A 25,180-nucleotide genomic window follows, 5' to 3' on the forward strand; every position below is an offset into this window, starting at 1 on the left:
ACGTCACTGGAACGGCCGCACCTCGATCTTCCGATCGCAGATTTTCGACGCCTCGGTGGCGAGATCGAGCGCCACGTCCGGATCGGGAACGACCCAGACCCAGACCCAGACGCCGGCGAGGTACTCCTTCGACTCCACGAAAGGTCCGTCGCTGAACATCGCCTGCTCGCCCCGGTTGTCGATGGCCGTGGCCGCGGCGGTATCCGCGAGTCCGCCATTGTCGTGTGTCAGGTCGGGTAGAGGTCGGTCGAGGCGATCTGTGCTTCGATGTTGGCGACGCGGGGATCGGCGAGCTCGCGCATGATTTTAAGAGCGGCCTGCCAGCACTGGCGGGCTAGACCGGGGTGGTTGGCCGCTTGCAGCGTATTGCCCAGGTCCACGAGCAGATTGGCTTCCTGGCGGCGATGACTCAGCCGTCGCAATGTGACGGTCGCCAGCCTCAATGACCGTACCGATTTGCCGTAGTAGCCGCCTGCGGCGTACGCCAGGCCGAGGTTCTGCTCATTGCACGCACCTTCCTCGGTCACACCGAGCTCATGGAACAGCACAGAAGCTTGTTGGTGGCATTCGATGGCTCGGTGATATTCACCGGCGGCGCTGAATGCCTGGCCCAGGTTGTCGAGGTTCTGCGCCACCCCCCGACGGAATCCGCTCTGTTCGCACAGGCGCAGCGCCTCGCCGCACAACCGTTGCGCCTCCTCGGCCTCGCCGGCGCTGGCGTGGACCAGGCCAAGGTTTCCCAGCGTCATGGCCTCACAGGTTCGATCGCCGATGGCACTGAAGCGTGCCAGCGCCTTGCGGAAATAGTCCTTGGCCCGAACCCAGTCCCGCTGATCCCAATAGGTGCAGCCGAGGGAGTTCAGCGTGTATCCCTCACCAGCGGACTCGAGCGCCGACTCAGCCGCCTGCCTTGCCATTTCCAGGAACTCGATGCCTTCGCGCCAAGGAATACGGCGATCGAGGAAGGTGGTCATCGCGATGACCGTGCGCCAGGCATGGCCGGGCCGGCCATGCGATGCGGCCCAGTTCACCACCGAACGCAGGCAGTCATACTCTCGCTCGAACCACGCCATGGCCTGATGCTGGTCGGCGAAGACGGGTACCGCCATGGTGGGCGTGTACGGATCGAGGAAGTTCCGCCGACGGGTGGGCATCAAGGCGGTATCGGCACTCACTGCGGCGTGCAGGCACCAGTCCAGAAGCCGGCGTATCGCCGCCTCCGACGCGGACGCGGCGCCGTCGCACACCATCCGGTCCGTGGCGTACAGCCGGATCAGGTCGTGCAGTTCGTAGCGATCTCGCTGCCGGCGCTGAACCATGTTGGCCTCGACCAGTTGATCCAACGACTGCTGGGCTTCTCGGACCGGCAGGCCGGCCAGCGCAGCGGCGCAGTCCAGCCCGATGTCGGCGGCCGGGTGCAGGCCGAGCATATCGAACATCGCGGCAGCATTTGATCCCAGCGCCTGGTACGACCATGACAGCGCGGCCCGCAGGTCGGTGTGCGGATCGCTTTCCCCGGTCACGAAGTTGTCCAGGCGAGCTTTCTCGTCTTCCAACGCGTGTACGACGTCGGACAGAGTGCCGGAGCGGTGCGCGCGTTCAGCGACAATGGACAGTGCCAGCGGTAGCCCACCACATATCTCGACCAGTCGAGCCGCGGCGTCCGGCTCGGCCGATATGCGCCGTGCGGACAGCACCGCGGACAAGAAACTGATCGACTCGGCGACCGCTAGCGAATGTAGCGTCACGCGGAGAGCCCCGTCACGAACCGACAATCCACGCAGCTGGTTTCGACTCGTGACGATCACCAGACAGTCCATGCCGGGTAACAATGCCCGCACCTGGTCGGAGTTCCGTGCATTGTCGAGCATCACTAGTACGCGCAGGCCGGCCAATGTCGTACGCAAAAGGGCGGCCCGCTCGTCAGCGTCGGGCGGGATCACTCCGTTGCTTATCCCCAGGCCCCGCAGCAGGATGGCTGCCGCAGCCGCCGGTGTGATCGGCTCGCCGGGGCCGTGCCCATGCAGGTTCAGATAGAGATGCGCATCCGGATATCGATCGGAAACCCGGTGCGCCCAGTGCAGCGCCAGACTCGTCTTGCCCATGCCGGGCGCTCCCTCGATCGACACGATCGTGGCGCCCCGCCCGTCGGCCGAATCGGCCGCCGCCAGCAAAGCGTCAAGGTCGGCCAGCTCGGCGGTCCGGCCGCTGAAGTTGACGATGTCATGCGGCAACTGCCGTGGTGGCCGGCGGTCCGGGACGGGCCCCGGCGCCGTCGGCGGCGCGGTCACACCGTCCTGAAGGAGTGCCCGCTGCAACTGCTGAAGCTCGGCGCTCGGGTCAATTCCCAACTCGTCGCCCAGTATTCGCCGAACCTGCTGATAGGCGTCCAACGCTTCCGCTCGCCGACCGGCCTGGTGCAGAGCGACAATCAGCCGGAACCACAGCGATTCCCGAGTGGCGTGCTGGTTGGTCAGATCACGCAACTCGGCGACCAACTCGCTGGCGTGACCACTCTTCAGCTCCAGGTCGATGCGCCGTTCGGTGGCGGCGAACCATTCATCGACCAGCGGCGGAACGACCTCGCGATCCAGCCACGGCGATTCGACACCGGTGAACGGGCGACCGCGCCACAACGCGAGCGCCGCCCGCAACAGCGCCAGCTCCTGATCGGCCGCCTCAGCGGCCCGAGCCTGACGAAGCAGGCCATGAAACTGATGTATGTCTATGTTGCCACTGGGGACAGCAAGCAGGTACCCGCCACCCGAAGTGGTTCGGATCAGCTCGTGACCGAACAATCGACGCAGTCGAGCCACATAGGTATGAACGGTGCCCCGCACATGCGCCGGTGCCCGGTCCGGCCACAGTTGACCGGCCAGGACATCCGTGAACACAGGTCGTTCCGCTGACAAGATCAACGACACCAGCAAGGTTCGCAACTGACCCGAGGGCACCACCGTGATGCCACTCTGACGATGCCCGGCCTCCCAAGCGCCGAGCACCTTGAAGTAGACATCGTTGCGGATGCCCTCACGAGCACTGCGACGAAGGTCGACCTCTTGGTGAATTGAAATGGCATCTCCAATGATGTGTGTAGCACCTCAGCTAGCGTGCGGCGGAAAGCTTCATCGGCCGGCCAACCGCTTACCCGCGTATGCGCCCGAACTCAGCACGACCGAGAAACAACAGCCAAGATTCTCCCGGCGTCAAGCACCGGCAATCAGCCGACGCTGTCGGCCGCGCGATCGTGCTCCGTATTGACCCACCACGCGGAGCACGGAGCCCTCCTCCATGCCCGCCCGGCGGCTCTGCCGCCTCCTGCTCGTTATAAGGCGTTGCGCGACAGAGTCTAGAGCCGGCGCATCACCAGTCGCCTACCCTTGGATCGGCCGTGAAAGGGTTTTGAAAGCCTCAGATGGCGACATCCATTACTGCTGGGCGAGTTGCTGCTGGCATTCGGATCGGACTGCCGCGGTCACCTCTACCTCCAGGTCGTCCAGGTCTGATGTGAACGTGCGGATGTGCATCACGTCGGCGAAGGTCCCTCCGTGCGGTCTGAGGATCGCGCGGATGATCTCGAAGATGCGTTCCGCCTGAGCGGCGGCGTCGCCTGGCGCGACTAACTGCCCGGCGTCGTCCACGGCGACCTGCGCGGCCTCGACGAATTTTCGAGCCGGCGCATCGCCGTCGACCGCACGAACTACTTCGTACGCATTGGCGGGGCCGGGCCGCCGATTCTCCTGCTGCATGGCTTCCCGCAGGCGCATCGAGGTGTTGCCGAAGATCCGCTTCGTCTGATGTTGACTGGTCGACGAGGCAGCCCCGTGCATCCCTCCCGCAACGGTTCGAGCCGGTCGCGGTAGACGATCCCGACTACGAGCCCGATCGTGGCGCTGACATCAGCGAGGGCCAGTGTCCAATGAATGCCAGCACGCTGCATGGACAGCCCGGCGAGCGCCGAGCCGAGTGCGAGGCCGCCCGCGTTGGCACTGATCAGCCACGTATAGGCCTCGGTCAGGGCTTCAGCAGGAGCGAGATCGTCGAGCAGCAGATACGCCGAGATCATGCTGGGTGCGTAGGCAAGTCCAACGAGCACAAGCAACCCGCCGAGTTGTATGACCGATGCTGCTGCCGGTAGGGGAGCAACCATGGCTGCGAAGATGGCAGCCAGCCACACGTAGCGGCGGCTGGGTCCGGTCTTCCAGGCTCGGGCCCCGTAGTACAGACCGCTGAGCATGCTGCCGGCCGACATGATGGCCAGCAGCACGCCACCGGTCGACGCCCGGTCCTCGGCGAGAGCGGGAATGGCAACGTTGAGGACTCCGATGACGGCTCCGGTGGAAGTGAGCATGCACACCAGCACTCGCATCCCGGGTGTGCTCAAGGCGCCAGACAAGCTCATGCTGGAGCCCGTTCGCCGGCCGGTGGAGCGGGAGGCGGGCGCAGTGACGAACGCTGTGGTGCCGACCGAACCGGCGACTCCGGAGATGACGAGGACCCAGGCGGGCGAGGCAACCGTCAGCAGCAGCGAGGCGGCCAGCGGACCGGCCACAGAGATCAGATCTTCAACGAGTGCCTGGAGTGCGTAGGCCGCCGGCAAATTTTCGGCGGAATCGACCACCACCGGCCACAGCGCCCGCATAGACCCGCCGAGCGTCGAGCTCGTCGCACCCGTCATCGCCGCGAACACGTACATGGCCGGCGCGCCCCGATGGGTCAGCGCGGCCGCGACGAACCCTGCAAGGGCGCCAGTCTGGAACAGCGCGAGGGCGGGCAAGACCCGTGACTGTCCCCATCGGTCGACGGCCCGCCCCCGAAACGGTGCACTCGCGGTGGTTCCGATCATCAGCGCTGCCAGCGCCGCCCCGGCTACAGCGTAGGAACCCTGCTGCTGATGAACGAGAAGCACGATGCCCAAGGGCCGCATGCCGTTCGGCAGCCGACCGACGACCATGGCAGACAGCAGGCGCGGCACCTGGCGACCTCGTAAAACATTGCGATAGCACCCCAAGGCCATCACTCGACACCAACCGACGTCATCACAACCTCCCTGAAGGCACTGAAAAGTGACCTCAGGGCTTTTGTCCCGTCAGTTGCGACGCCGGAACGCCCAGCGCTGGCACCGCTCGGTCACGGACCTCCAGGAGCGTCAACCCACCTGAGAGCGGAACCCTAGGTGCAACACCAGCACCATATCAGCGAGCCGCGTACGTCAGGATGCCTGCACTCGTCGAAGAGGGCGAGAGCTTCGGCGGGGTCCCGGCTCACCAGGCGTCCCGAGCCGGCCGCCGTCTCATCTTCGCCCATTTGTCGGCTCGTGCCCACTTCCGCTCCTCGAAGGCGCGGACGGCCTCGTCCAGATCTGCAGGACCCGGGTATCGACGTTGCCGAGGGAGGTCTCGGCCCGGTGCGTCGTCGGACCACAATCCGAACGCCCCGCCCGGGCGTAGACGGCTGCCGAGCCGGCGCAGTCCGGTCGTGGTGTAGAGGTCGGTGCGGGTGGGATCCAGGATTTTGGTCATGCCGGAGCCTGCCAGGTCACGGGTACCTCGGTGGATGCCGTAGATGAAGGCGTCGTCCTTGTAGGGCAGCCGGTCGGCGGGTTTGGCCAGGCGCAGCGTCGGAATCCGGCGGAAGAGGGTGTCGAAGACAATCTGCAGCTCCAGGACGTGATCGCCGGCCCGGATGGTCACGTCGTCGATCTCCACGTCCTCGACGGCGATGCGGGAGTTGGCGAACTCGGCGATCGTGTAGACCCGCAGCAATTCCTCGATCGCGGGGAGCGTCAGATGGCCCAGGGTGCGCGGGGGGCGTCGGTCGGCTTTATGGGCAGACGGGCCCAGACCACTTTCCCGGTCGGGGTGGACCGGCTTCCCCAGCCGTGACTGACCGCGTCGATCAGCAGCATGCCCCGGCCACCGAGGCGCCGCAGATCCGGTGCCAGCAGCTCGGGCAGGTCAGGGCTGTGGTCGAAGACTTCGACCAGCACGACGTCGCCGCGATGGCTGAGTGCGACTTCGCCGCCGTCACCGGTGTGCCGGATAACGTTTTGTACCAGTTCGGTGATAACGAGCAAGGTGTCGTCGACCAGCTCTGCCGTCTGCCAGTGAATCAGGTGGCCTCGGGCCACCTGTCGGACTGTAGCGCTGTCGGTACCGTGGTCGAAGGGTAACCGCAGCACCTGCATGACCGAGTTTCTACCCTATGCGCGCACGGGTACACCGCGGTGGTCCGTTGTCGGGTCGATGCGGGCTCAAGCCAGGGTGTCATCGATGCCGGCGGCGGCGCGCTGGGCCGGGCCGCGTCTTCGGCGCTGCCCGCGCCGGACGACATCTGTATTGTCCCGGGCTGGTGGGGACGAGCATTGACGTCCAGAGCGGAGTGGCGGGACGGCACAAGCGACAGGAGCCGGGTTCATGATCGACGTCAATACCTGCGTGCTGGGTGGTGCGATGATCCAGGTGTCGGTGGTCGGTGAGATCGATATGGGTACTGCGCCACGGCTGGACGACGCTTTGATGGCCGCGGTCGGACAGGAAGCAGCGATGGGCGTGCAGGTCGACTTTTCCGGCGTGACATTCTGCGACTCCACCGGGATCGCCTCGCTGGAACGGGCCTACGCGGCAGCCACGCAGCGGTCGGCGCCGTTCCGCCTGGTAAACGTGCAGCCCGCCGTCGCCCGGGTCCTGGCAATCGTCGGCATCCTTCAGGCCCTCACCGATAGCGAGTGACCTTGACCGGTTGTATCCCGAGGTTCGTAAGCTGCTGCCGGGCCTTGAGGACCGACGTCTCTGCGCAGAGTTGCATGCCACGAAACCCGGCGACGAACGGTTCGACGCGACTGGCGGCCCAGAACTTACCGACTGCTCGATCCGGCAGCCAGTCGAGGCGGCCGTCGGCGCCTACTCCGAGGTCCGCTGAAGTGTCAGCAGGTTGTTGTCGCGTACCGCTCGCAGGGACAGGGTCCGGTAACCCTCTTCGTCGAACAGGACGGTGAGCCGGTCGTCCTCCTCGCGCATCACGATCCCGTCGCCCCATTCGGCATGCCGAACGCGTGACTGCACCGCGAAGCCCGTCTCACCGGTTGGCAGCTCCGGGGCAGTGCCGGCCGCGCAGGTGTCACAGGCGCCGCACGGCTGCTGGGGGGCGCTGCCGAAGTAGCCCAGCAGGAACTGTCGCCGGCAGCCGGTGGTCTCGGCGTATCCGCGCATCATCTCGACCCGGGTCAGCTCGACACGCCGCTGCTGCGCGGCGACCTCGGCCGCGGCGGCGACAGCCTGCTCGACGCCGGTGTGGCCGTCCCAACGGAAGCCGCGGCGGGTCGAGATGACTGTGCCGCTCTGCTGGAACAGGTTGAGTGACCGGGTCACCCGGGCGCGGCTGACGTCGAGTTCGGCGGCGACGTCGGTGGCGGTGACCGAGTGGTCGTGGCGGCGCAGTGCCCGGCCCAGCCGGGCGAGCAGCTCGTCGTCGACGGTCCCGGAGGTGAAGAACCGCGGCAGCCGCATGTCCTCCGGGCGGTAGAACAGCAGCGCGTACGCATCGTCGCCGTCGCGGCCGGCCCGCCCGATCTGCTGATAGTAGGAGTCCAGGGACTCGGCCGGCCCGGTGTGCAGCACGTAGCGCACGTCGGGTTTGTCGATTCCCATTCCGAACGCGGAGGTCGCCACCACCACGACGTGCGGGGAGGTGAGGAAGGCGTCGTGGACCTCGCGACGTTGCGCGGCCTTGAGGCCGGCGTGGTAGGGGTATGCCTGCACGCCGGCGTCGCGCAGCGCCTGCGCGTACGCCTCGGTTTCCCCGCGGGTCTGGGTGTACACCAACCCCGGCGGGTCCAGCCGTGTTGCGTGCTCGATGACGGCGCGTTGCTTCTCCGCGGGGGTGATCTGCCGGTAGGCGCCCAGCCAGATGTTCGGCCGGTCGAAGCCACCGATCACCTGCTCGGGTTGGCGCATCCCGAGCCGGGCGCCGATGTCCTCGCGTATCGGTGGAGCGGCGGTCGCGGTCAGCGCGAGCACCGTGGGGTGACCGAGACGTTCGACGGCCTCGCCCAGGCGTAGGTAGTCCGGGCGGAAGTCGTGACCCCAGGCGGAGACGCAATGCGCCTCGTCGACCACGAACAACGACGGGTGCGCCGTGGCCAGCCGATCGAGGACCTCCGGTTTGGCCAACTGCTCCGGGGTGAGGAACACGAACTCGGCGTCGCCCTGCCTCAGCGCCTGGAAAGCCTGGTTGTCAGCGCTGTCGGACGTCGACGAGTTCACCACGCGGGTGTCGGGCGCCAAGCTGGCGGCGAGTCCTTTCATCTGGTCACGCTGCAGGGCCAGCAGCGGCGTCACCACCACGGTCGGCCCGTCGAGCAGCACGGCCGGCACCTGGTAGACCGCGGACTTGCCGAATCCGGTGGGAGCTACGAGCAGCGTGTCGCGGCCGGCCATCACGTGGACCATGGCGGCGGCCTGCAGCGGATGCAGTTCCTTCCAGCCGTACAGCCGAGCGGCCACCGACCGCAACCGGCGCAGATCACCTTCCGTGTCGGGGTCGACCTCCATGGCGTTCATTGCCGCCGCGTACCCACCGGCGAGGCACTTCTGCTGTCCGAAGCTGACCAGCAGGTCGGCCAGGTGCCCGAGGGCGTGTGCGTCGGTGACCGGGTCGTTGACCGCCGCGAGAGTTTCGGCGCGCGTACCCGGTGCACGGGCGCGCGTCCGGTCACAGGAACCGCTTCAGGACGCCGGCTGCCGCAACGCTCAGCGAGGTTCCGTTGTCCGCGGCTCGCGCGCACAGCTCGGTGTAGGCGTCGTCGGTGCGGTCGGGGGTGCTGCCGGCGAGGACGTCCAGGGCAAGCTGGATGGTGGCCCGCACGGACAGGGCGCCGGCGTATCCAGCGAGCAGTTCCTCGGCTCCGGGGTCGGACACCGGTGGGCCGCCAGCATCCAGATCGAGTTCACGGCTGCCGGCATACCGTTCTGCCATCGCGGCGATCAGCGGTTTCATCGCGGCGTCGTCGCGGCCGTAGAGGTTGAGCACGGCGATCGTCGTGCCTCGCCCGTTGTAGAGCGGGATCGAGATCGAGGCCCGCAGGCCCAGAGCCGGCGCCACCTCGTGGAAGCCCGGCCAGTCCATCGTTGCCGCGATGTCGGGCACGCCGACCGGTTCGCCGGTCTCCAGAGCCTGGAGGCAGGGGCCGGCCCGGTCGGCGAACTGCGCTTCGTCGACGGCCAGTGCGATGTCGCTGCTGGCCGCGACGGTGGTGTATTCGCGCCCGTGCAGCGTCGTGATCGATGCGTAGTCGGAAGCGGCGACCCGGTCGGCGGCCAGGGCTGCGATCGCGGCGAGGCGCTGCTCGACGCCCGAAGCGTGGGCCGGTGTCTCCGCCAGGGCGACGAGGGCTTCGGCCAGCGGGCCGTGACGCCCGGGCGATACCCGTTCGGGGTGCGGCAACGTCGACATGATTCCATCCTGTTCTCAGCGACCGTTGACCACGGATACCCGGTCGGCGCCGACCTACGCGACAAGCTGCCGCCGGCCACCGTACGTGTCGCCGAGCCGGACGGAAGCAGCCGCGACCACGTCTATTCGCGCCCGGAGTACCGGCGTGACCCGGCGGTCGTGTCCGTCTTCCAATGAGTGGTACTCGAGCGGTACGGCACGGCGCCGTCGCAGGGCATGCCCGCCGTAAGCCGATCTTCCAGGCAGAGGGCCTCGCCCATGCCGCCTGCGAACGGAATGGGAGTCCCATCGCGGGGTATGCGGCTGGCATGAGCACAGACGTCTTCGCCGACTAGGTCCAGCTTGGGCCGGACGGGACACCGGACTGACCCGCGGCCAGCAGTTCAGGGAGGGCGTATGCCGATCATCGAGGAACCGGGGCACGCGCACGGCGCACCCGAGGAGAACTCGGGGCATGGCCGGTTGAGCGTTCGTCTCAGCGCGCCCGTACGACCGGCGACCCGCACCGGCCTGGTGCCGATCGTGGGCTCCGACGGCGGGCTGCCGGCCTTGACGTACGTGCCTGAGCCGGTCGACGCGGGGCCGTACCGGCTCGTGATCCTTCTGCATGGCGCCGGCGGCTCGGCCCGGCAGGGCCTGGAGCTGATGCTCCCGGTGGCGCAGAGCCGGCGGCTGCTGCTGGTGGCGCCCAAGTCGGCTGGGACCAGCTGGGATGTCATCTCCTCCGGGTTCGGCCCGGACGTCCGGCGGCTCGATCGGGTGCTGTCCGAGGTGCTCGGCGGCTATCCGGTCGACCACATGAGTATTGGCGGCTTCTCCGACGGCGCCTCGTACGCCTTGACGCTCGGGCTCACCAACGGGGACCTGTTCGACAGCGTGCTGGCGTTCTCTCCCGGCTTCGCCGCCCCGATGGTGATACACGGCGCGCCCCGAGTCTTCATTTCGCACGGCGACGGCGACCGGGTGCTGCCGATCGACCGGTGCAGCCGGCGGCTGGTGCCGCGGTTGCGCAGATCTAGCTACGACGTGACGTACGAGGAGTTCCACGGTGGTCACGAGGTGCCGGACGACGTCGTGCGACGCGCGTCGGCGTGGTTGCCCGATACGGTGACGCCCGACCGATGAGTCACTCTGCTCTGCGCCTCCGCGGACGGCACACTGATGCAAGGTGTTGCCGACCGAGTTGGCCCAGGCGGGGATGGGCAGGCTCGCCGCCGCCGACGAGGCGGTCAGCGTGGTGAAGAAAACCATGCTGACCGGCCTTGACGCCCGCCGCGCAGCGGCGACTGTGCACGGACCTCGCGGCGTGCGCGGCCGCCCTCGGCGATCTGGCGCGAGAAGCCGGCGAGGACGCCCCCGCGGGATGAGGGCGAGAGGCTCGATCCCGCCCTGGTCCGGTCACCGCGGTGGAGCTGATGGCCGGGCCGGAGCCGGGAGCTGCCGGGCCCGGGCCGTCAGGCGGGTGTGGCCCGCAGCTCCGCGATGCCGAGGAAGCCCGACGGCGTCTCCGGCCGGCTGCTTGTCATCTCCAGCCGCAGCGCAGTCGTGCGCACCGCCGGGAACGCGATCGTCGCCGGGCCGGTGGCCGACGCGGGCCAGGTGACGCGGACGCCCGTCACCGGGCGCCAACGCGCGCCGTCCCACGCCGAGACGCCGATCGTGGCCGGTCGCGCGTGCTGGGCGTCGGAGAGGAACCAGGCCTGTAGGCCGCCCACCCGCCGGGCCGGGGACCACGACAGCGATACCCAGTCGGCGGGGCGGGCCGCGCTGATCTGCGGCAACAGGGGAGTGGCCGGCTGGACGTACGCGTCGGACCATGCGGTGGCGGTGTCCCCGTCCACCATCGCGGCCGGGGGTGTCTCCTCGGCGCCGGAGAAGCTGGCGCCGACGCCGGGCACACGGCCGGGGACCGGTGTGGTCGGCGCGCCGGGGGTGAACCACGTGACCGGCGCCGGTCCCTGCTGCGAAGGGGGCCCGAGCGGCGGCAGCGCGAGGACCGACACCCGGCCGGTGCGCAGGCCCGTACCGGAGACACTCACCGAAAGCGCGCCGGGGCCGGTCGGCGTGACCATCGCCAGCGCCTTGCCGTGGAACGCCGTACGGTATGCCGCCTTGTAGCTCTCCGCGCTTTCCTGCCGGCCGTTGTCCACGCCGACCAGCCGGCCGCCGCGAACCGAAAAGGTCAGCAGGTTGCCGGCCGTCGGCACGACGACGCCGCGGCGGTCGACCACGTCGGCGGTGACGACGGCCAGCGAGCGGCCGTCCGCCGGCACGGCATGGCGGTCGACCGTGAGCCGGACGGCCGCCGGTGTCCCGGCGGTCTCCACCTGGTCGCGGGCCACCACGTGGCCGTTCTGCCGGGCGACGGCCACCAGGCGGCCGGACTGGAACGGAACGTTCCAGGTCAGCCGCAAGTGACCGGAGGTGCCGTCGCTGTCGATGTAGCTGCCGGTCGGTGTCGTCTTGTCGTCGCCGGTCCGCTCGGTGGTCTCCAGGTAGGGACGGTCGTCCGCGGTGACCTTGTGGTCGAAGTGCCGCACGCCGAGCGAACGCCCGTTGAGGAACAGCTCGACAGTGTCGACGTTCGAGTACGCCCAGACCTGCACCGTGTCGCCGGGTTGGTGTGCGGTCCAGTCCATCGGCACCAGATGCACCATGGGCTGCCGGGTCCACTGGCTCTGGAACAGGTAGTACTGGTCCTTGGCGAAGCCGGCCGTGTCGGTGGCGCCGAAGAACGACGTCTTGACCGGGTAGACGTCGAACGGCGTCGGCTCACCGATGTAGTCGATGCCGGACCACAGGAACTGGCCGAGGAACCACACCCGGTCGCGGTCCTTCTTCAGCGAGTATTCACCGCTCATCGTCCACGACTCGAGGTTGTTGTCGTAGGACGACGCGGCGCGGTGGCCGGGCGTGTGGTCCTCGCCGGTGTTGAGCTGTTCGGGCTGGTCGTACTCGCCGCGGGTGGAGGTCTCCGACGACGACTCCGATTCGAAGAAGAACGTGTGCGGATAGCGGGCGTGCAGCGCGTCGACCGAGGTGGCGGTGTTGTAGTTCAGGCCGACGCCGTCGAGCATCAGCAGGATCTGCTCCAGCGGCGAACCGGGGGCGGGCACGCTGCGGTACTTGTCGGAGCCGATGACGACCGGACGGGTGGGGTCCTGGGCCCGCACGTCGTCGATCAGCCGGCGGGCGATCGGCACCGCCTCGGGCTGCCACGAGTTGGGGATCTCGTTTCCGATCGACCACATGATCACGGCGGGGGAATTGCGATAGTCGCGCACCATCTCGGTGATGTCGGCGTCGGAGTCGGCCGGGAAGAACCGGGCGTAGTCGTAGGGCACCTTGGCCACGTTCCAGACGTCGAACGCCTCGACCATCAGCACGATCCCGAGCTGTTCGGCGGCCTCGACGAGTTCCGGGGCGGGCGGGTTGTGCGAGGTGCGTACGGCGTTGACGCCCATGCCCTTCATGATCTTCAGCCGGCGTACGATCTCGTCGCGGTTGACCGCCGCGCCGAGCGCGCCCAGGTCGTGGTGCAGGTTGACGCCCTGCAGCTTGGTCCGGCGCCCGTTGAGGAAGAACCCGCCCTGCGGGTCGAAGCGGGTGGTGCGGAAGCCGGTGCGCGCGACGTAGGTATCGACCACCCGGCCGGCGACCCGCAACTGCGTGGTGACGCTGTAGAGGTACGGGTCGTTCACGTCCCACAGGTGCGGCCGGCCGATGCGCACGTCGACGCTCGCCTGCCCGGTCGACGTGGTGGTCGAGGCCGAACCGGCGACGCGCCCGCGCGCATCGCGCAGCGTGGAGGTCACCCGCACGGGTGTGCCGTTCGCGCCGTCGATGGTGGTGGCCACGCGCGCCACGCCGTGCGCGACGTCGGGCGTGGTCACGGCCATGCCGTTGCGTTGCACGCGGACCGCCCCGGTGGCCACCAGCCGCACGTTGCGGTAGATGCCGCTGCCCGAGTACCAGCGGCTGCTGGGCACCTGGTTGCGTACCTTCACCGCGAGCAGGTTGGCGGTGCGGCCGTCGGTGTGCGCCCCGGTCAGGTCGAGACTGAAACCCGTGTAGCCGTAGTGGTGGACGCCGAGGAGGTGGCCGTTGAGGTACACCTCCGAGTCCATGTAGACGCCGTCGAACTCCACGCTCAGGTGCTTGCCCGTCAACGTGGTGGGGAGGGTGAACGTGCGCCGGTACCACCCCAGGCCGCCCTGGTAGAAGCCGGTGCCGGAGGTCGTCGCCGGGCCCGGGGTGGGGTTGAGCTCGATGCTCCAGTCGTGCGGGACGGTGACCCGCCGCCAGCCGGAGTCGTTGTAGGACGGGTCGGCGGCGTGGGCGTACGCCCTGGTCGGGTCGGTCACGCCGGCGGAATTGACGAGGGCGAAGCGCCAGCCGGTGTCGAAGTCGTACGTGCCGCCCTCGTGGTGGGCGACGGCCACGTCGGCGCCGGTGAGCAGCGGCCCGGGCGCCGGGGAGTACGCGGCGGGCGCTGCGGGCGGGGTAGGGGTGGCGGACGCCGCGGCCGGGGCGACGGCCAGCGCCGTGATCGCCGCCAGGCCCGCCGCGAACAGTCGCCTCGGGGATGCCTTCACGCTGACCACTCCTTCACCGTGCCGACGTGCTGGTGCCGACCTGCTGGTGCCTCGCCGCGACCGGCAATGAATCTACGGGCGCCGATAGATCAACTCAACTGGGGGAGGTCGTCGCCCGGGCCGTGCAGCCGCCGCTGCACGGCCCGGACATCGTCAGCCGGCCGCCACCCGGCGCAGCAGGGTGAAGGCGCGGGACGTCGCACCGCTCGCCTGCGCGTGATCGGCGTCCGCCAGCGTGGCGGCCCAACCGGCCTTCGCGTGGCCGGCCACGACCTGTGCCTGAGCCGCGTCGCGCACCAGCGAGAGGATGGCGTCCGGCAGCGCCGCCGAACGCCCGGACCCGCTCAGAGCTCGCTCGGCGGTCCCGAGCGTACGGGCGTCGGTGCGCAGCGAGCCGTCGGAGCGCCAGTTGCCGGCGGCCAGCAAGGCCCGGACGGCCGCCGTGGGCCGGGCTCCGGCAGCCGCCGCGAGCCGGTCGCGCCCGCGGTCGGTACGCAGTCCCCAGCCGTACGGGTAGAGAGGCTGGTAATTCGGGTCGCCGACGTTGATGGGCACCTGTGCGGTGGTGCGGGGCCACGTCATCGACAGGCGGCCGGTGAACGGGCGGCGCCCGAACAGCACGTCCGCCACACCGGTGCCCTCGCTGCCGGGCAGCCACGACGCGACCAGTCCGTCGATCTCGCCGAGCTGGTCGGTGAGCACCTGCGGCCGGCCGGAGACGACCAGCACCACGCACTTGGCCACGGCCTTGCAGACGCGGTCGACCACGGCGCGGTCGCCCGGCTGCAGCGTCAGCGACTTCGGCTCCTGCTGCTCCGGTGACCCGTACGGCCACGCCGGGCCCCCCACGTCGCCGTAGCCCTCGGCGTACGGGGTCTCGCCGACAACCACCACGCCGACGTCGGAGCCGGCGGTCGGCGCCGTTCCGTCCGCGCTGTAGGTGACCCGGGCCGCCGGCGCCACCTGCCTCATGCCGTCGAGAATCGTCGTGCCGGGAATGACGTGGCTGCCGCTGACGCCCTGCCACTGCAGCGTCCAGCCGCCCGCCTGGTTGCCGATGTTGTCGGCGTTGCGCCCGGCTACGTAGACGTGCGCGTTCGCCCGCAACGGCAGCACGTGGCCCTGGTTCTTCAGCAGCACCTGCGACTCGGCGGCGGCCTGCCGGGCGAGCGCCCGGTGCGAGGCGCTGCCGACCTGGCCGACGTTCGCCGTGGAGGCGTACGGGTGCTCGAAGAGCCCGAGCTGGAACTTGATCCGCAGGATGCGCCGCACCGCGTCGTTGATCCGGGCCATGCCGACCCGCCCGGCGCCGACCTCGGCGCTCAGCAGGCTCTCGAACTGCCCAGCGGTGTTCGGCTCCATGAACATGTCGCTGCCGGCGTTGACGCCGACCCGCACCTTGTACGGGGTCAGGTCGCCGGAGGTGGGGTTGCTCGGGTCCGGGATCTGGTGGATGGCGTTGTAATCGGTGATCACGAAGCCGTCGAAGCCGATGGCCCGCTTGAGGACGCCGTTGATCAGCTGGCCGTTGGCGTGCATCTTGATTGGGTTGCCGACGCCGTCCTCGGTCCAGTCGACGCTCGAGTACGACGGCATCACGGAGCCGACGCGGTGCCCGCGCACCGCCGCCACGTACGGCGAGAGGTCGATCCGGGCGAAGTCGGCGGGGTTCGTGACGGTCACGCCCTGATCGATCTTGTACGAGTCGGTGGTGGACGTGCCGTACTCGGTGTCGCCGTCCCCGGCATAGTGCTTCACCGTGGCCAGCACCCGGTCGGGCCGGCCGAGGTCGCGCCGGTCGGGACCCTGGAGCCCGTCGACCGAGGTCTCCATCCGGATCACCAGCGCCGGGTCCTCGCTGAAGCTCTCGTACGTGCGGCCCCAGCGCTCGTCGCGGGACACGCAGACGCACGGCGCGAAGTCCCACGGGATGCCGGTGGCACGCATCTCCACGGCGGTGTCGTGGTACACCTGTTCGGTCAGCGCGGGGTCGCGGGCCGACCCGAGGCCGACGTTGTGCGGGAAGATCGTCGCGCCTGCCACGTTGCCGTGGCCGTGCACCGCGTCGATGCCGTAGATCAGCGGGATGTGCAGCCGGGTGCTCAGCGCCTGCTGCTGGAACTGGTTGACCATGGCCACCCAGGCGGCGGGCGTGTTCGGCGTCGGCGTGGAGCCCCCGCCGGAGAGTACCGAGCCGAGGTTCCACCGGCCGATCAGCGTGGGGTCGCTCGCCACTGCGGAGCGCTCGGCCTGGGTCATCTGGCCGATCTTCTCGGCCGGCGTCATCCGGCCCAGCAGGTCGGCGACCCGCCGGTCGACCGACAGGCGGGGGTTCTCGTACGGGAGCGTTCCACGGCCGGCGGCGGCGCCGGTGCCCGGAAACAGGGGCACGACCAGGGCGGCGGCGGACAGGACGGCGAGCCCTCGTCGGGCGTGCCGGATAAGGGGTTCACGTGGTCGCATGCCGGTCCTCCTCGGTGGTCGGGACGGCCGGCGCGCACACGCGCCGGCCGGGCTTGACCTCATCCCGCCGATCGTGTGTGGCGTCTTCGAGGACCGTCAATGCAAACCTGTCGTTTCCGTCAGCGCCTGAAATGCCGCCCGTTCGTACCGCGGGCCGGCCGCGAAAAGGCATTTCGCGGAGGGCGTGGGGCAGGTGTGCAGCGCTCCGGATCTGCGCTCGCCACCGGGTCGGGGCCTCAAGCTGTTTCGCTGATCGTCGCCCGCAGCAGGCGGTCGGCCAGCTCGGTGCGGCGGTAGAGCACCGAGCGGCCGTGCCGCACGCTGACCAGCAGCCCGGCCGCCCGCAGCGCGCGCAGGTGCTGGTTGACGGCCGGCGCGGTGACTCCGAGCCGGACGGCCAGCTCGGTCGAGGACGCCGGCGCCTCCAGCCGCACCAGCAGACCCGCGCGGTGGGCGCCGATCAGGCCGGCCAGCGCTCCGGGCGCGGGCAGCGGTTCGGTCTCCCACAGGGTGCCGCCGCCCCGCGCCAGGTAGATGATCATCGGCGGCTCGTCGGGCGAGACGGGCGTCGACACCGCACTCGTAAAGTTCGACGGTACGAGCGTGAGCCCGCCCTCGGTGACCCGCGTGTACGTGACATCCGAGCGGACGCGGACCTCCACGACATCGCCGGTCATGCTGACCCGCTCGGAGAGCCCCGCGAACATCCTCGCGAGGCCGTGCTGCGCGATCTGCCGCCCCCGGTACGTCACGTCGCCCTCCAGCAGCGCGCGCATCCGGGGCCAGTACGGCGCGAAACATAGTTCCCAGTAGCCCTGCAGTGCGTCGACGATCCGGCCGAGAACGTGCGGTCCGCGTAGCTGCGGCGGAATGTCGTCGCCGTGTAGCAGCCGCAGGTCCCGTTCGACCCGGCCGGGCGGGGTCGCGGCCACCTCGGCCAGCTCGTCCTCGATGCGGGCGAGCGGCGAGTACGGGTGCGGGGTGAGGAAGTCCGGCGTCCAGAGCACGTCCGTGATCAGCGCGTTCAGCATCTCGGCGTCGAGGCGGTCGCGTAGCTGCCGGGTGCGGCGGATCCACGGCAGCTGCAACGGATAGCGGCCCGGGTCGCGCCAGCAGCGCAGCGACAGGGTGAGTTCGTTCAGCGGCGAGATCGCGAAGCGCACGCCGCCGAGGTCGCTGGCGCCGAGCTCGTACCGCACGGGCATGAAGCAATACGCTACATCGGTCGCGTCGCCGGGCAGGGCGCCGGTGCACTGAGCGGGTGCATCCCGTCGAAAAGGCACTGATCGTCTCGACCACGACCGGCTCGATCGCCAAGGGGCTGATGTTCAGCGTCAGCTCGCTCTACTTCACCCACGTGGTCGGCCTGCGCCCGGCCGTCGTCGGAGCCGGCCTCACCGTCGCGGGCGTCGCCGGAATGGTCGCATCGTTCGCCGCCGGCTACCTCGCCGACCGGCTCGGCGCGCGGCGGATCCTGCTCGCCGCCACGCTTGCGCAGGGTGCGGCGCTCGCCGCGTACGGAATCTGCCGTGGGGTGACCGCCTTCCTGCTGGTGGCGTGCGTAGCCGTCGGCGCGCAAGGCGCGCAGCGGACCGCCCAGGTGACGCTGCTCGCCCAGGCCTTCCAAGGGGCGGAGCGGGCGAACGCCCGCGCACGGCTGCGCGTCGCCACCAACGTCTTCGTGGCGGTCGGCTCGGCCGCCGCCGCGGGGCCGCTCACCCTCGGAACCAAGATCGCCTACGAGGCGTCCATGCTCGCCGCCGCCGCGCTGGTCCTCTGTTCACTCCTGGCGTTGCGCACGCTCCCGACCGCCGCTGCCACCACCGCCCCGCACCCGGCCGCGCGCCGGCCGCCCCTGCGCGACCGCCGCTATCTGGCCGTGGCCGCGCTCAACGGCGTCATCACTATCCAGTTCGGCGTGCTCACCGTGGGCCTGCCACTGTGGGTGACCGGGCACACCCGCGCCCCGGCCGCAACCGTGGCCCTGCTGCTCGTGCTCAACACGGCGCTGGTGGCACTTTGCCAGGTCCGGTTCACCCGCCGGATCGCCGACGTACCGTCGGCGGGCAGGGCCGTCTTCCGCGCGGTCGTACTCCTGCTGCTGGCGTGCCTGCTCTATGCGGCGGCCGCTTGCGGCAACGCGGCTGTCGCGGCCTGCGTGCTCGTGCCGGCCGTGGTCGCGCACAGCTTCGGCGAGATCCTGTCCGAGGCGGGCGGCTGGCAGCTCGCCTTCGACCTGGCCGACCCGCGCGACGCGGGCGCTTACCAGGGCATCAGCCAGACCGGGTTCGCGATCGGCACCGCACTCGCCCCGGCCACCGTCACCGCAACCGCGATCGCTCACGGCACCGCCGGTTGGATCGCGCTCGGCACACTCTTCCTGGCCGCCGGCGCCGCCACCGCCGCGATCGCCTCCCGCGTCACGCCGGCCACCGCGGGGGCCCGCTGTTCCGGCTAGGAGCGCGCACGGGTCCTGCGTGTGAGGCCGATCGCGAGCACAGCCGTTGCCACGAGGGCGGCAGTGGTGAGATACCAGCCGATGCCAAGGCGGCCGGCCGCCTCCGGCTCGACGAGGTTTCCGGCGCTGTCCGCAACGAATCTGCCGTGCCCATCCGTTCCGGGAACGGGCGCGAGCTGGATGAGCGGACCTCGCCGATCGCGTTCGCGGCGAAGCGGCGGGATCCCGCCGGGGCTGCGTGGCCTCAGCCGTTCCGCCACTCGTCGGAGGTCAGGTGCGAGCCGGCCTGCGGTCCCATCAGCAGCATGCCGCCATCCACCACGTAGGAGGCGCCGGTGACGTAGGCCGCGGCCGGTCCGGCGAGCATGGCCACCACCGCCGCCACCTCGTTGGCGTCGCCCGGCCGGCCGGTCGGGATCCCCGGACGCCGCACGGTGTGCGGGTCGACGTCCTCGTTGCCGGTCATCTCGGTGGCGATCTCGCCCGGCGCGACCGCGTTGACCGTGATCCCGGCGCCGGCCAACTCCTGGGCCACCACCTTGGTGAGCAGCCCGAGGCCGCCTTTCGCCGCGCAGTACGCGCCGGAACCGACCCGGGGGGCGTGCTCGTGCACGCTGGTGATGTTGATGATCCGGCCGCCACGGCCGGTGGCCAGCATCCGCCGGGCAGCGCGCTGGGCGCACAGGAACGGACCGTCCAGGTCGACCGACAGCACCTCGCGCCACTGGGCGTAGTCGGTCTCGACCACCGGCGTCGAGGTGCCGGTGCCCGCGCAGTTGACCAGCACGCCGACACCGCCCAGCGCGTCGGCCAGCTCGTCGACGACCTCGGCGGCCTGCGGCAGGCCGGTCAGGTCCAGCGCGCGTACCTCGCATCGCCGCCCCGCCGCGCGTACCTTCTCCGCCGTACTCTCCGCGCCTGCCTTGTCCGACCGGTAGGTCACGCCGACGTCGAACCCGGCCTCGGCGAGTGCGACCGCGATCGCCTCCCCGATCCCCGAGTCCGAGCCGGTGACGACGGCAACCCGGTCGTAGTCGGTGTATCGCTGGGTCATCCTCGTTGTCCTCCCGTTACTCGGTCCCGGAGGGAGTCTTCCTCCGGGTTCTCCTGTCCGCCGGGCTCGCGCGCCGGCGCCCGCGGGTCGGAGCGGCGCTGGGTGACTGCCCCCGCTCCTCGCTCGGGCGGGCCGTGGCGCGGACACTTGTGGGCGTACCCCTTGATGACACCCGTACCCCCGATGGCCGAACTTTTTCCGACCGGGCCCGCCACGTCGGACCGGCATGATGCGCTCGACGAAGGACCGCGACCTCGGCGGTCCCGCGACGGGTGCCCAGGACCAACAATGAGGGCGGGGGCGGCGGTGAGTCGGTCGCGCCGGTGCCGTACGTCCTCGAGGAGGCCGCCGGTCCGCTGGCGGCCCTAATTACCTTGCTGTAGTTCGTTGACCTGCGGCATTGACGTCCGGGCGGGCGGGTAGCTGGATCGGGTGACGTTGGAACGAGCGATGCCCGAGCTGATACCGCCGATGCTGGCCGCGCTCGGACGGCTGCCGGCCGGCGGTGGCTGGGCGTTCGAGTTCAAGTACGACGGGGTCCGCGCCGTCACCTACGTCGACCGGGGCGCCGTCCGAGTGCTGTCGCGCAACAACAACGACGTCACCGGCAGCTATCCGGAGCTGGCCGCGCTCGGCGAACTGCTGCCGGGCCGCCGGGCGATCCTGGACGGCGAGATCGTCGCTCTGGAGCCGGGTGACCGGCCGTCGTTCGCCCGGCTCGCCGGCCGCATGCACGTCGCCGAACCCTCGGAAATGCTGCTGAACACCGTGCCAGTCGTCTACTACGTGTTCGACCTGCTGTGGCTCGACGGGACAGCACTGCTGGAGGTGCCCTACGAGCAACGCCGGCGGCTGCTCACCGGGCTCGCCCTCGACGACACCGCGGTACGAACCCCACCGAACTTCGTCAACGCCGACGGTCAGGCCGTACTACGCGCGGCCGAGGTCGGCGGCCTCGAGGGCGTGATCGCCAAGCGGCTCGCCGCGCCGTACCGCCCCGGCCGGCGCGCAGGCGACTCGTGGACGAAAGTGCCGCTGATCCGTACTCAGGAAGTCGTGATCCTCGGTTGGAAGCCGGGCGAAGGGCGACGGGCGAGCACCATCGGCTCGCTGCTGCTGGGAGTCCTTGACCAGCACGGTCAGCTTCGCTTCGCCGGTCATGTCGGGACCGGTTTCACCGGTGTCATGCTGCGTCTGCTGCAGGACCAGCTCACACCGCTGCGGCGTGGCACCTCACCGGCGCGGGACGTGCCGCGGGAGCATGCCCGGCACGCCCACTGGGTGGAGCCGGCGCTGGTCGGTGAGGTAGCGTTCCGCAACTGGACTCCCGACGGGCGGCTCCGGCACGCATCCTGGCGCGGCTTACGGCCGGACCGTAGCCCGGGCGAAGCCCGGCGGCAGCCGGCATCCTCGGTCGCGGCCTCGGCCGAGCAGGTCGAAGGGGCGCTGGAAACCTCCGACGGGCGATGGCGGGTCGAGGTGGTCGGCCGCGACGGGCACCGTTCCTACCGGCTGTTGCACGCCGACAACCTGATCGAGGGCCTCGACCTCGATGCGGTGCAGCGGCTCCTGGCCGAACAGCATGTCGACCTCGCCGACCTCGTCGAACCGGCACGCGTCACCGAGAGCGGACGAATCGGCGCGGCGTAGCAGCATCGTCGAATACTCGCCGGCGGCCGGCGACTCCCACCCGGCCGTGCGACACTCGCCGCGGATCGGGTGCCAGCTGTGGGAGGTCGGCCTTGCCCAGTACCAGCTCGCCGGTTCCGGCTGCGGACACCTCGGCAACCGCACCCGATGCTCCGCATGCCCGTACGGTCCTGGCGATCGGGTCGCTGGGGTTCTTCCTGATCACGCTCGACATCTCGATCGTCAACGTCGCGCTGCCGAACATCACCCGGGAACTGGGCGGCGGCACCTCGGGCCAGCAGTGGACGATCGACGGGTACACCCTGGTTTTCGCGTCACTGCTGTTGTTCGCCGGCAATCTGGCCGACCGGATCGGGGCGAAGAGGGCGTTGGGGCTGGGCATCGCCACGTTCACGCTGGCCTCGGCTGCCTGCGCGGCCGCGCCCGGCATCGGGGTGCTCGTCGCCGCCCGCTGCCTGCAAGGTGCCGGGGCCGCGGTCATGCTGCCGGCCTCGATGGCCCTGATCCGGGAAGGCTTCCCGGACACCCGGCGGCGGGCCCGGGCGCTGGGCGTGTGGGCCGTCGGCGGCGCGGTCGCCGCGCTGGTCGGCCAGCCGCTGGGCGGCCTGCTCACCACCCTCGACTGGCGGTGGGTGTTCACCATCAACCTGCCGGTCGGCGTCGGCATGGTGCTGTTCCTGCACACCGTCGCCCGTTCGGCCACCCGCCCGGCGCTGTTCGACTGGGCCGGGCAGATCCTCGCCATAGTCGCCCTGGCCGGACTCGTCTACGGCCTCATCGAGGGCGGCCACGCCGGCTTCACCTCGCCCGGGGTCGTCGTCACGCTGGCGGTCGCCGCTGCCGCGATCGTGGCGTTCCTGATCGTCCAGGCCCGCGGGGAGCATCCGATGATGCCGCTGAAACTTTTCCGGTCGAAGGGTTTCCGGATCGCCTTGTCGGTCGGCTTCGCCTTCATGGTCGGCAACTACGGCAACGTCTTCACCACCAGCCTGTTCCTGCAGCAGTACCTCGGGCTGTCCCCGCTGCGGGCCGGGCTGGTCTACATACCCTCCGCCGTCTTCGCCATCACCGGCAACCTCACCAGCGGCCCGGTCACCAACCGGTTCGGGCCGCGGGTGCCGGTCGTCGCCGGCCAGGCGCTGATGGTGGTCGGCCTGGTCGCCCTGCTGGCCACCGTGCACGTGAGATCGGTTCTTATCGTCGCGCTGTGCCTGATCCCGATCGGCGCCGGCGGCTCCCTGGCCATGCCGGCGGTCACCGGCGTGGTCCTCGACGGCGTCGACCCCGGTCAGGCCGGCACGGCCAGCGCGGTGTTCAACACTTTCCGCCAGGTCGGGGGAGCGGTCGCGATCGCCGTCTTCGGCTCGCTGATCGCCGGCTCGCCGACGTTCCTGCCCGGCATGCGGACCAGCCTGGCCATCGCCGCGACCCTGCTGCTCGGCACGGCCCTGCTCAGCCTGCAGGTCCGCACCAGGGCCGCGACGCCATAAGGGCGGTAACTCCATCTCGATCAGGGTCGCTGACGGCGAACCGGTCGACGAGGAATACCCAATGGTGCCGTTCGATACGGCGGCGGCGGTGACGTGCTGATACCGCCGTCGACGCTAGTCCACTGAGCCCCGCGAACCCGCGGAGGCCGGGCGTCGGCTCGGCAGGACAATTGAACTGTTGTGCGACGCCGCGAGCCTCCAGACGCGGCGGCGGCTCATTGCCCAGGGGCCACCACCGGGCTGTTGTGATAGGCGGCGATCAGCCACTGGCCGTCCCGCTTCTCCAAGACCCAGGTCGCGTTCACCTTACGGAGGTCGTCCGGAATCTCGGTCTCGCCGGCGAACAGGATGGCGGATTCGCTGATGACGATCGCGCCATCCCGGCCGACGAAGCGGATGCTGAGCTGCTTGTTGTAGGTCGAGCTGCCCTTGAGCGGCCCCTCGAAGCCCAGGGTCATGTTCTGACGGATCACCTCACGGCTGTCGCGGAGCGAGCCGGCCATGATGGCGGTCGCGTCCGCGGTGTAGTTGGCGACCATGCCGTCGGCATCGCCGGCCTCCCACGCCTTGTACGAATCGACCAGCACGGCCTGGATAGCTGCCTCGTCTTCGGAACGGCTGTCTGACATCGGGTTCTCCCCCTTTGATCGGCTCGCCCGGGGTATTCCGGTGAACTCGTCACTACATACCGGCGGCGGGGTCGAAACTCATCGCGCCGGCGACAAAGAGATCTGGAGGCACCCGATCGAAGCGCCTGACCGACATACCCGCTGGACGGTGCGGTCACCGCGCTAGCGGCAAAGTGACCAGATAGGCGCCCAGAAGCAGGGCCCCCTCGGCCCGGCTGAACCCGGTGGTGGCGGCGAAGCACGAGCCAGGCGAGCAGCGTAGCGGCGACCATGGCGGTCAGGATCGGATAGTCGAGGCGGCCCGAGGCGCGGCGGCAGTCCGCGTTCGTGCGGGCGTCTACAGCTCGGCCAGGTTGCGCAGCAGGATTGCCTCGGCGAGGCAGGTCCGGGCGAATTCGGCGAGGTGCAGGCTCTCGTTCGGCCCGTGCGCGGCGCAGTACGGGTCTTCGATTCCGGTGACCAGGATCGCCGCCTCGCCGAACAGCTTCTGGAAGGTGGCGACGCAGGGGATCGAGCCGCCGATGCCGATGTCGACCGGGGCGGTTCCGTCCCAGGCGGCGGTCCAGGCGGCGCGCGCCGCGTCGTAAGCCGGCCCGGTTGTGTTGATGACGCACGGTGCGCCGCTGCTTTCCAGGGTCACCGTCAGACGCGCTCCCCAGGGCACATGCTTCTCGAGATGGGCGCGGATGGCCGCGTACGCCGACGACGGGTCGTCGCCCGGTGCCAGCCGTACGCTGATCTTGGCTTTGGCCCCGGCTACGACGGAGTTGGGCGCTTCGCCTGTGCGCGGCGCGTCGATGCCGAGCACCGCGATGGCGGCTCGGGTCCACAGCCGGTCGGTGAGCTGGCCGTTGCCGATCAGCCGGATCCCGTCGAGAACCCCAGCCTCCCGCCGAAAGCGTTCCTCCGGATAGTCGGTCGTGGTGCCGCCGCGGACGGCGACCCCGCCGTCGTCGTCGTGCAGGGTGCTGAGCAGGCAGGCCAGCACGGTGAGTGCATCCGGCACCGGACCGCCGAACATGCCGCTGTGCACGGCGCTGTGCGACGTGCGGACTTCGACGAAACAGCTGACCAGTCCGCGCAGCGACGTCGTCAGGGCCGGCCGGCCGATGTCGAAGTTGTCGGAGTCGGCAATGACGATGACGTCGGAGCGCGGGCATGCCATGTGGTCGGTGATGAGTCGGTCCAGAGATTCGGAGCCGTACTCCTCCTCGCCCTCGACGAAGACCACGACGCCGACGGGCAGGCGTCGCCCAGGGCACGCAGTGCCGCGACGTGGGCCATCACGCCGGCCTTGTCGTCCGCGGCGCCCCGCCCGTAGAGTCGGCCGTCGCGCTCGACGGGCTCGAACGGGTCGCTGTCCCACGGCGCGAGGTCGCCGGATGCCC

The 25,180-nt window shown here is 69.9% G+C and carries 18 protein-coding genes and 2 pseudogenes; 5 read left to right on the forward strand and 15 right to left on the reverse strand.

Going from position 1 to position 25,180, the window contains the following annotated elements; genetic code table 11:
- Positions 1-3 precede the first annotated feature (3 nt).
- The 7 genes and pseudogenes from ACIA5C_RS37155 to ACIA5C_RS37185 form a co-directional block, all read right to left on the reverse strand.
- Positions 4-138 carry a hypothetical protein gene (locus ACIA5C_RS37155; protein WP_396064088.1) on the reverse strand — a complete coding sequence of 45 codons (135 nt, stop codon included), beginning with the start codon at positions 136-138 and terminating at the stop codon, positions 4-6.
- Positions 139-227: 89 nt separating this feature from the next.
- The gene (locus ACIA5C_RS37160; protein WP_396063595.1) at positions 228-2,939 is read right to left on the reverse strand and encodes a BTAD domain-containing putative transcriptional regulator; all 2,712 of its coding nucleotides are present in this window, start codon (positions 2,937-2,939) and stop codon (positions 228-230) included.
- Positions 2,940-3,428: 489 nt separating this feature from the next.
- On the reverse strand, positions 3,429-3,749 hold the full coding sequence (locus tag ACIA5C_RS37165) for a RidA family protein (RefSeq protein ID WP_396063597.1): 321 nt from the start codon (positions 3,747-3,749) through the stop codon (positions 3,429-3,431).
- Positions 3,701-4,975, reverse strand: coding sequence for an MFS transporter (locus ACIA5C_RS37170; RefSeq protein ID WP_396063599.1), 1,275 nt, complete (start codon positions 4,973-4,975; stop codon positions 3,701-3,703). The genes ACIA5C_RS37165 and ACIA5C_RS37170 overlap by 49 nt, the downstream gene beginning before the upstream one ends.
- 289 nt (positions 4,976-5,264) lie before the next feature.
- Positions 5,265-5,522, reverse strand: a complete 258-nt coding sequence (locus tag ACIA5C_RS37175; RefSeq protein ID WP_396063601.1) for a hypothetical protein — start codon at positions 5,520-5,522, stop codon at positions 5,265-5,267.
- Positions 5,519-5,786, reverse strand: a pseudogene (locus ACIA5C_RS37180) (cytochrome P450); the annotation flags it as partial. The pseudogene ACIA5C_RS37180 and the gene ACIA5C_RS37175, both read right to left, overlap by 4 nt.
- Positions 5,786-6,187, reverse strand: a complete 402-nt coding sequence (locus ACIA5C_RS37185; protein ID WP_396063603.1) for an ATP-binding protein — start codon at positions 6,185-6,187, stop codon at positions 5,786-5,788. The gene ACIA5C_RS37185 and the pseudogene ACIA5C_RS37180, both read right to left, overlap by 1 nt.
- Before the next feature lie 229 nt (positions 6,188-6,416).
- Here ACIA5C_RS37185 and ACIA5C_RS37190 point away from each other — a divergent pair, with 229 nt between their 5' ends.
- Positions 6,417-6,731 (forward strand): STAS domain-containing protein, encoded by a 315-nt coding sequence (locus tag ACIA5C_RS37190; RefSeq protein WP_396063605.1) that lies wholly within the window; start codon positions 6,417-6,419, stop codon positions 6,729-6,731.
- A 171-nt stretch (positions 6,732-6,902) separates the two neighbouring features.
- Here ACIA5C_RS37190 and ACIA5C_RS37195 read toward each other — a convergent pair whose 3' ends face one another.
- Both ACIA5C_RS37195 and ACIA5C_RS37200 read right to left on the reverse strand, forming a co-directional pair.
- Entirely contained in the window at positions 6,903-8,561 is a 1,659-nt protein-coding gene (locus ACIA5C_RS37195; protein WP_396063607.1) for a RecQ family ATP-dependent DNA helicase, read from the reverse strand.
- A 151-nt stretch (positions 8,562-8,712) separates the two neighbouring features.
- Positions 8,713-9,453, reverse strand: coding sequence for a GAF domain-containing protein (locus tag ACIA5C_RS37200; RefSeq protein ID WP_396063609.1), 741 nt, complete (start codon positions 9,451-9,453; stop codon positions 8,713-8,715).
- Between the two features lie 396 nt (positions 9,454-9,849).
- Between ACIA5C_RS37200 and ACIA5C_RS37205 the strand changes: the two genes are divergently transcribed.
- Positions 9,850-10,578, forward strand: coding sequence for an alpha/beta hydrolase (locus ACIA5C_RS37205; protein ID WP_396063611.1), 729 nt, complete (start codon positions 9,850-9,852; stop codon positions 10,576-10,578).
- A 329-nt stretch (positions 10,579-10,907) separates the two neighbouring features.
- Here the strand turns inward: ACIA5C_RS37205 and ACIA5C_RS37210 are convergent, their stop codons facing one another.
- From ACIA5C_RS37210 to ACIA5C_RS37220, 3 genes are all read right to left on the reverse strand, one after another.
- Positions 10,908-14,048, reverse strand: coding sequence for a glycoside hydrolase family 2 TIM barrel-domain containing protein (locus ACIA5C_RS37210; RefSeq protein WP_396063613.1), 3,141 nt, complete (start codon positions 14,046-14,048; stop codon positions 10,908-10,910).
- Positions 14,049-14,201: 153 nt separating this feature from the next.
- Complete coding sequence (locus tag ACIA5C_RS37215; RefSeq protein WP_396063615.1) at positions 14,202-16,511, reverse strand: glycoside hydrolase family 3 protein; 2,310 nt, start codon at positions 16,509-16,511, stop codon at positions 14,202-14,204.
- Between the two features lie 236 nt (positions 16,512-16,747).
- Positions 16,748-17,716, reverse strand: a complete 969-nt coding sequence (locus ACIA5C_RS37220; protein WP_396063617.1) for a helix-turn-helix domain-containing protein — start codon at positions 17,714-17,716, stop codon at positions 16,748-16,750.
- A 56-nt stretch (positions 17,717-17,772) separates the two neighbouring features.
- Between ACIA5C_RS37220 and ACIA5C_RS37225 the strand changes: the two genes are divergently transcribed.
- Positions 17,773-18,969 (forward strand): MFS transporter, encoded by a 1,197-nt coding sequence (locus ACIA5C_RS37225; protein WP_396063619.1) that lies wholly within the window; start codon positions 17,773-17,775, stop codon positions 18,967-18,969.
- A gap of 244 nt (positions 18,970-19,213) precedes the next feature.
- Here the strand turns inward: ACIA5C_RS37225 and ACIA5C_RS37230 are convergent, their stop codons facing one another.
- The gene (locus ACIA5C_RS37230) at positions 19,214-20,023 is read right to left on the reverse strand and encodes an SDR family oxidoreductase (protein WP_396063621.1); all 810 of its coding nucleotides are present in this window, start codon (positions 20,021-20,023) and stop codon (positions 19,214-19,216) included.
- Positions 20,024-20,455: 432 nt separating this feature from the next.
- Between ACIA5C_RS37230 and ligD the strand changes: the two genes are divergently transcribed.
- Positions 20,456-21,673 carry a non-homologous end-joining DNA ligase gene (gene ligD, locus ACIA5C_RS37235; protein WP_396063623.1) on the forward strand — a complete coding sequence of 406 codons (1,218 nt, stop codon included), beginning with the start codon at positions 20,456-20,458 and terminating at the stop codon, positions 21,671-21,673.
- A gap of 92 nt (positions 21,674-21,765) precedes the next feature.
- Positions 21,766-23,163 carry an MFS transporter gene (locus ACIA5C_RS37240; RefSeq protein ID WP_396063625.1) on the forward strand — a complete coding sequence of 466 codons (1,398 nt, stop codon included), beginning with the start codon at positions 21,766-21,768 and terminating at the stop codon, positions 23,161-23,163.
- Between the two features lie 215 nt (positions 23,164-23,378).
- On the opposite strand, the gene ACIA5C_RS37245 is transcribed toward ACIA5C_RS37240, so the two are convergent.
- Together ACIA5C_RS37245 and ACIA5C_RS37250 are read right to left on the reverse strand one after the other, a co-directional pair.
- Positions 23,379-23,792 carry an SgcJ/EcaC family oxidoreductase gene (locus ACIA5C_RS37245; protein WP_396063627.1) on the reverse strand — a complete coding sequence of 138 codons (414 nt, stop codon included), beginning with the start codon at positions 23,790-23,792 and terminating at the stop codon, positions 23,379-23,381.
- A 337-nt stretch (positions 23,793-24,129) separates the two neighbouring features.
- Positions 24,130-25,172, reverse strand: a pseudogene (locus ACIA5C_RS37250) (M20/M25/M40 family metallo-hydrolase); the annotation flags it as partial.
- Positions 25,173-25,180: the final 8 nt, after the last annotated feature.

The sequence above is a fragment of the Actinoplanes sp. NPDC051343 genome (assembly GCF_044455125.1).
In the GTDB taxonomy this organism is placed as follows: Bacteria; Actinomycetota; Actinomycetes; order Mycobacteriales; family Micromonosporaceae; genus Actinoplanes.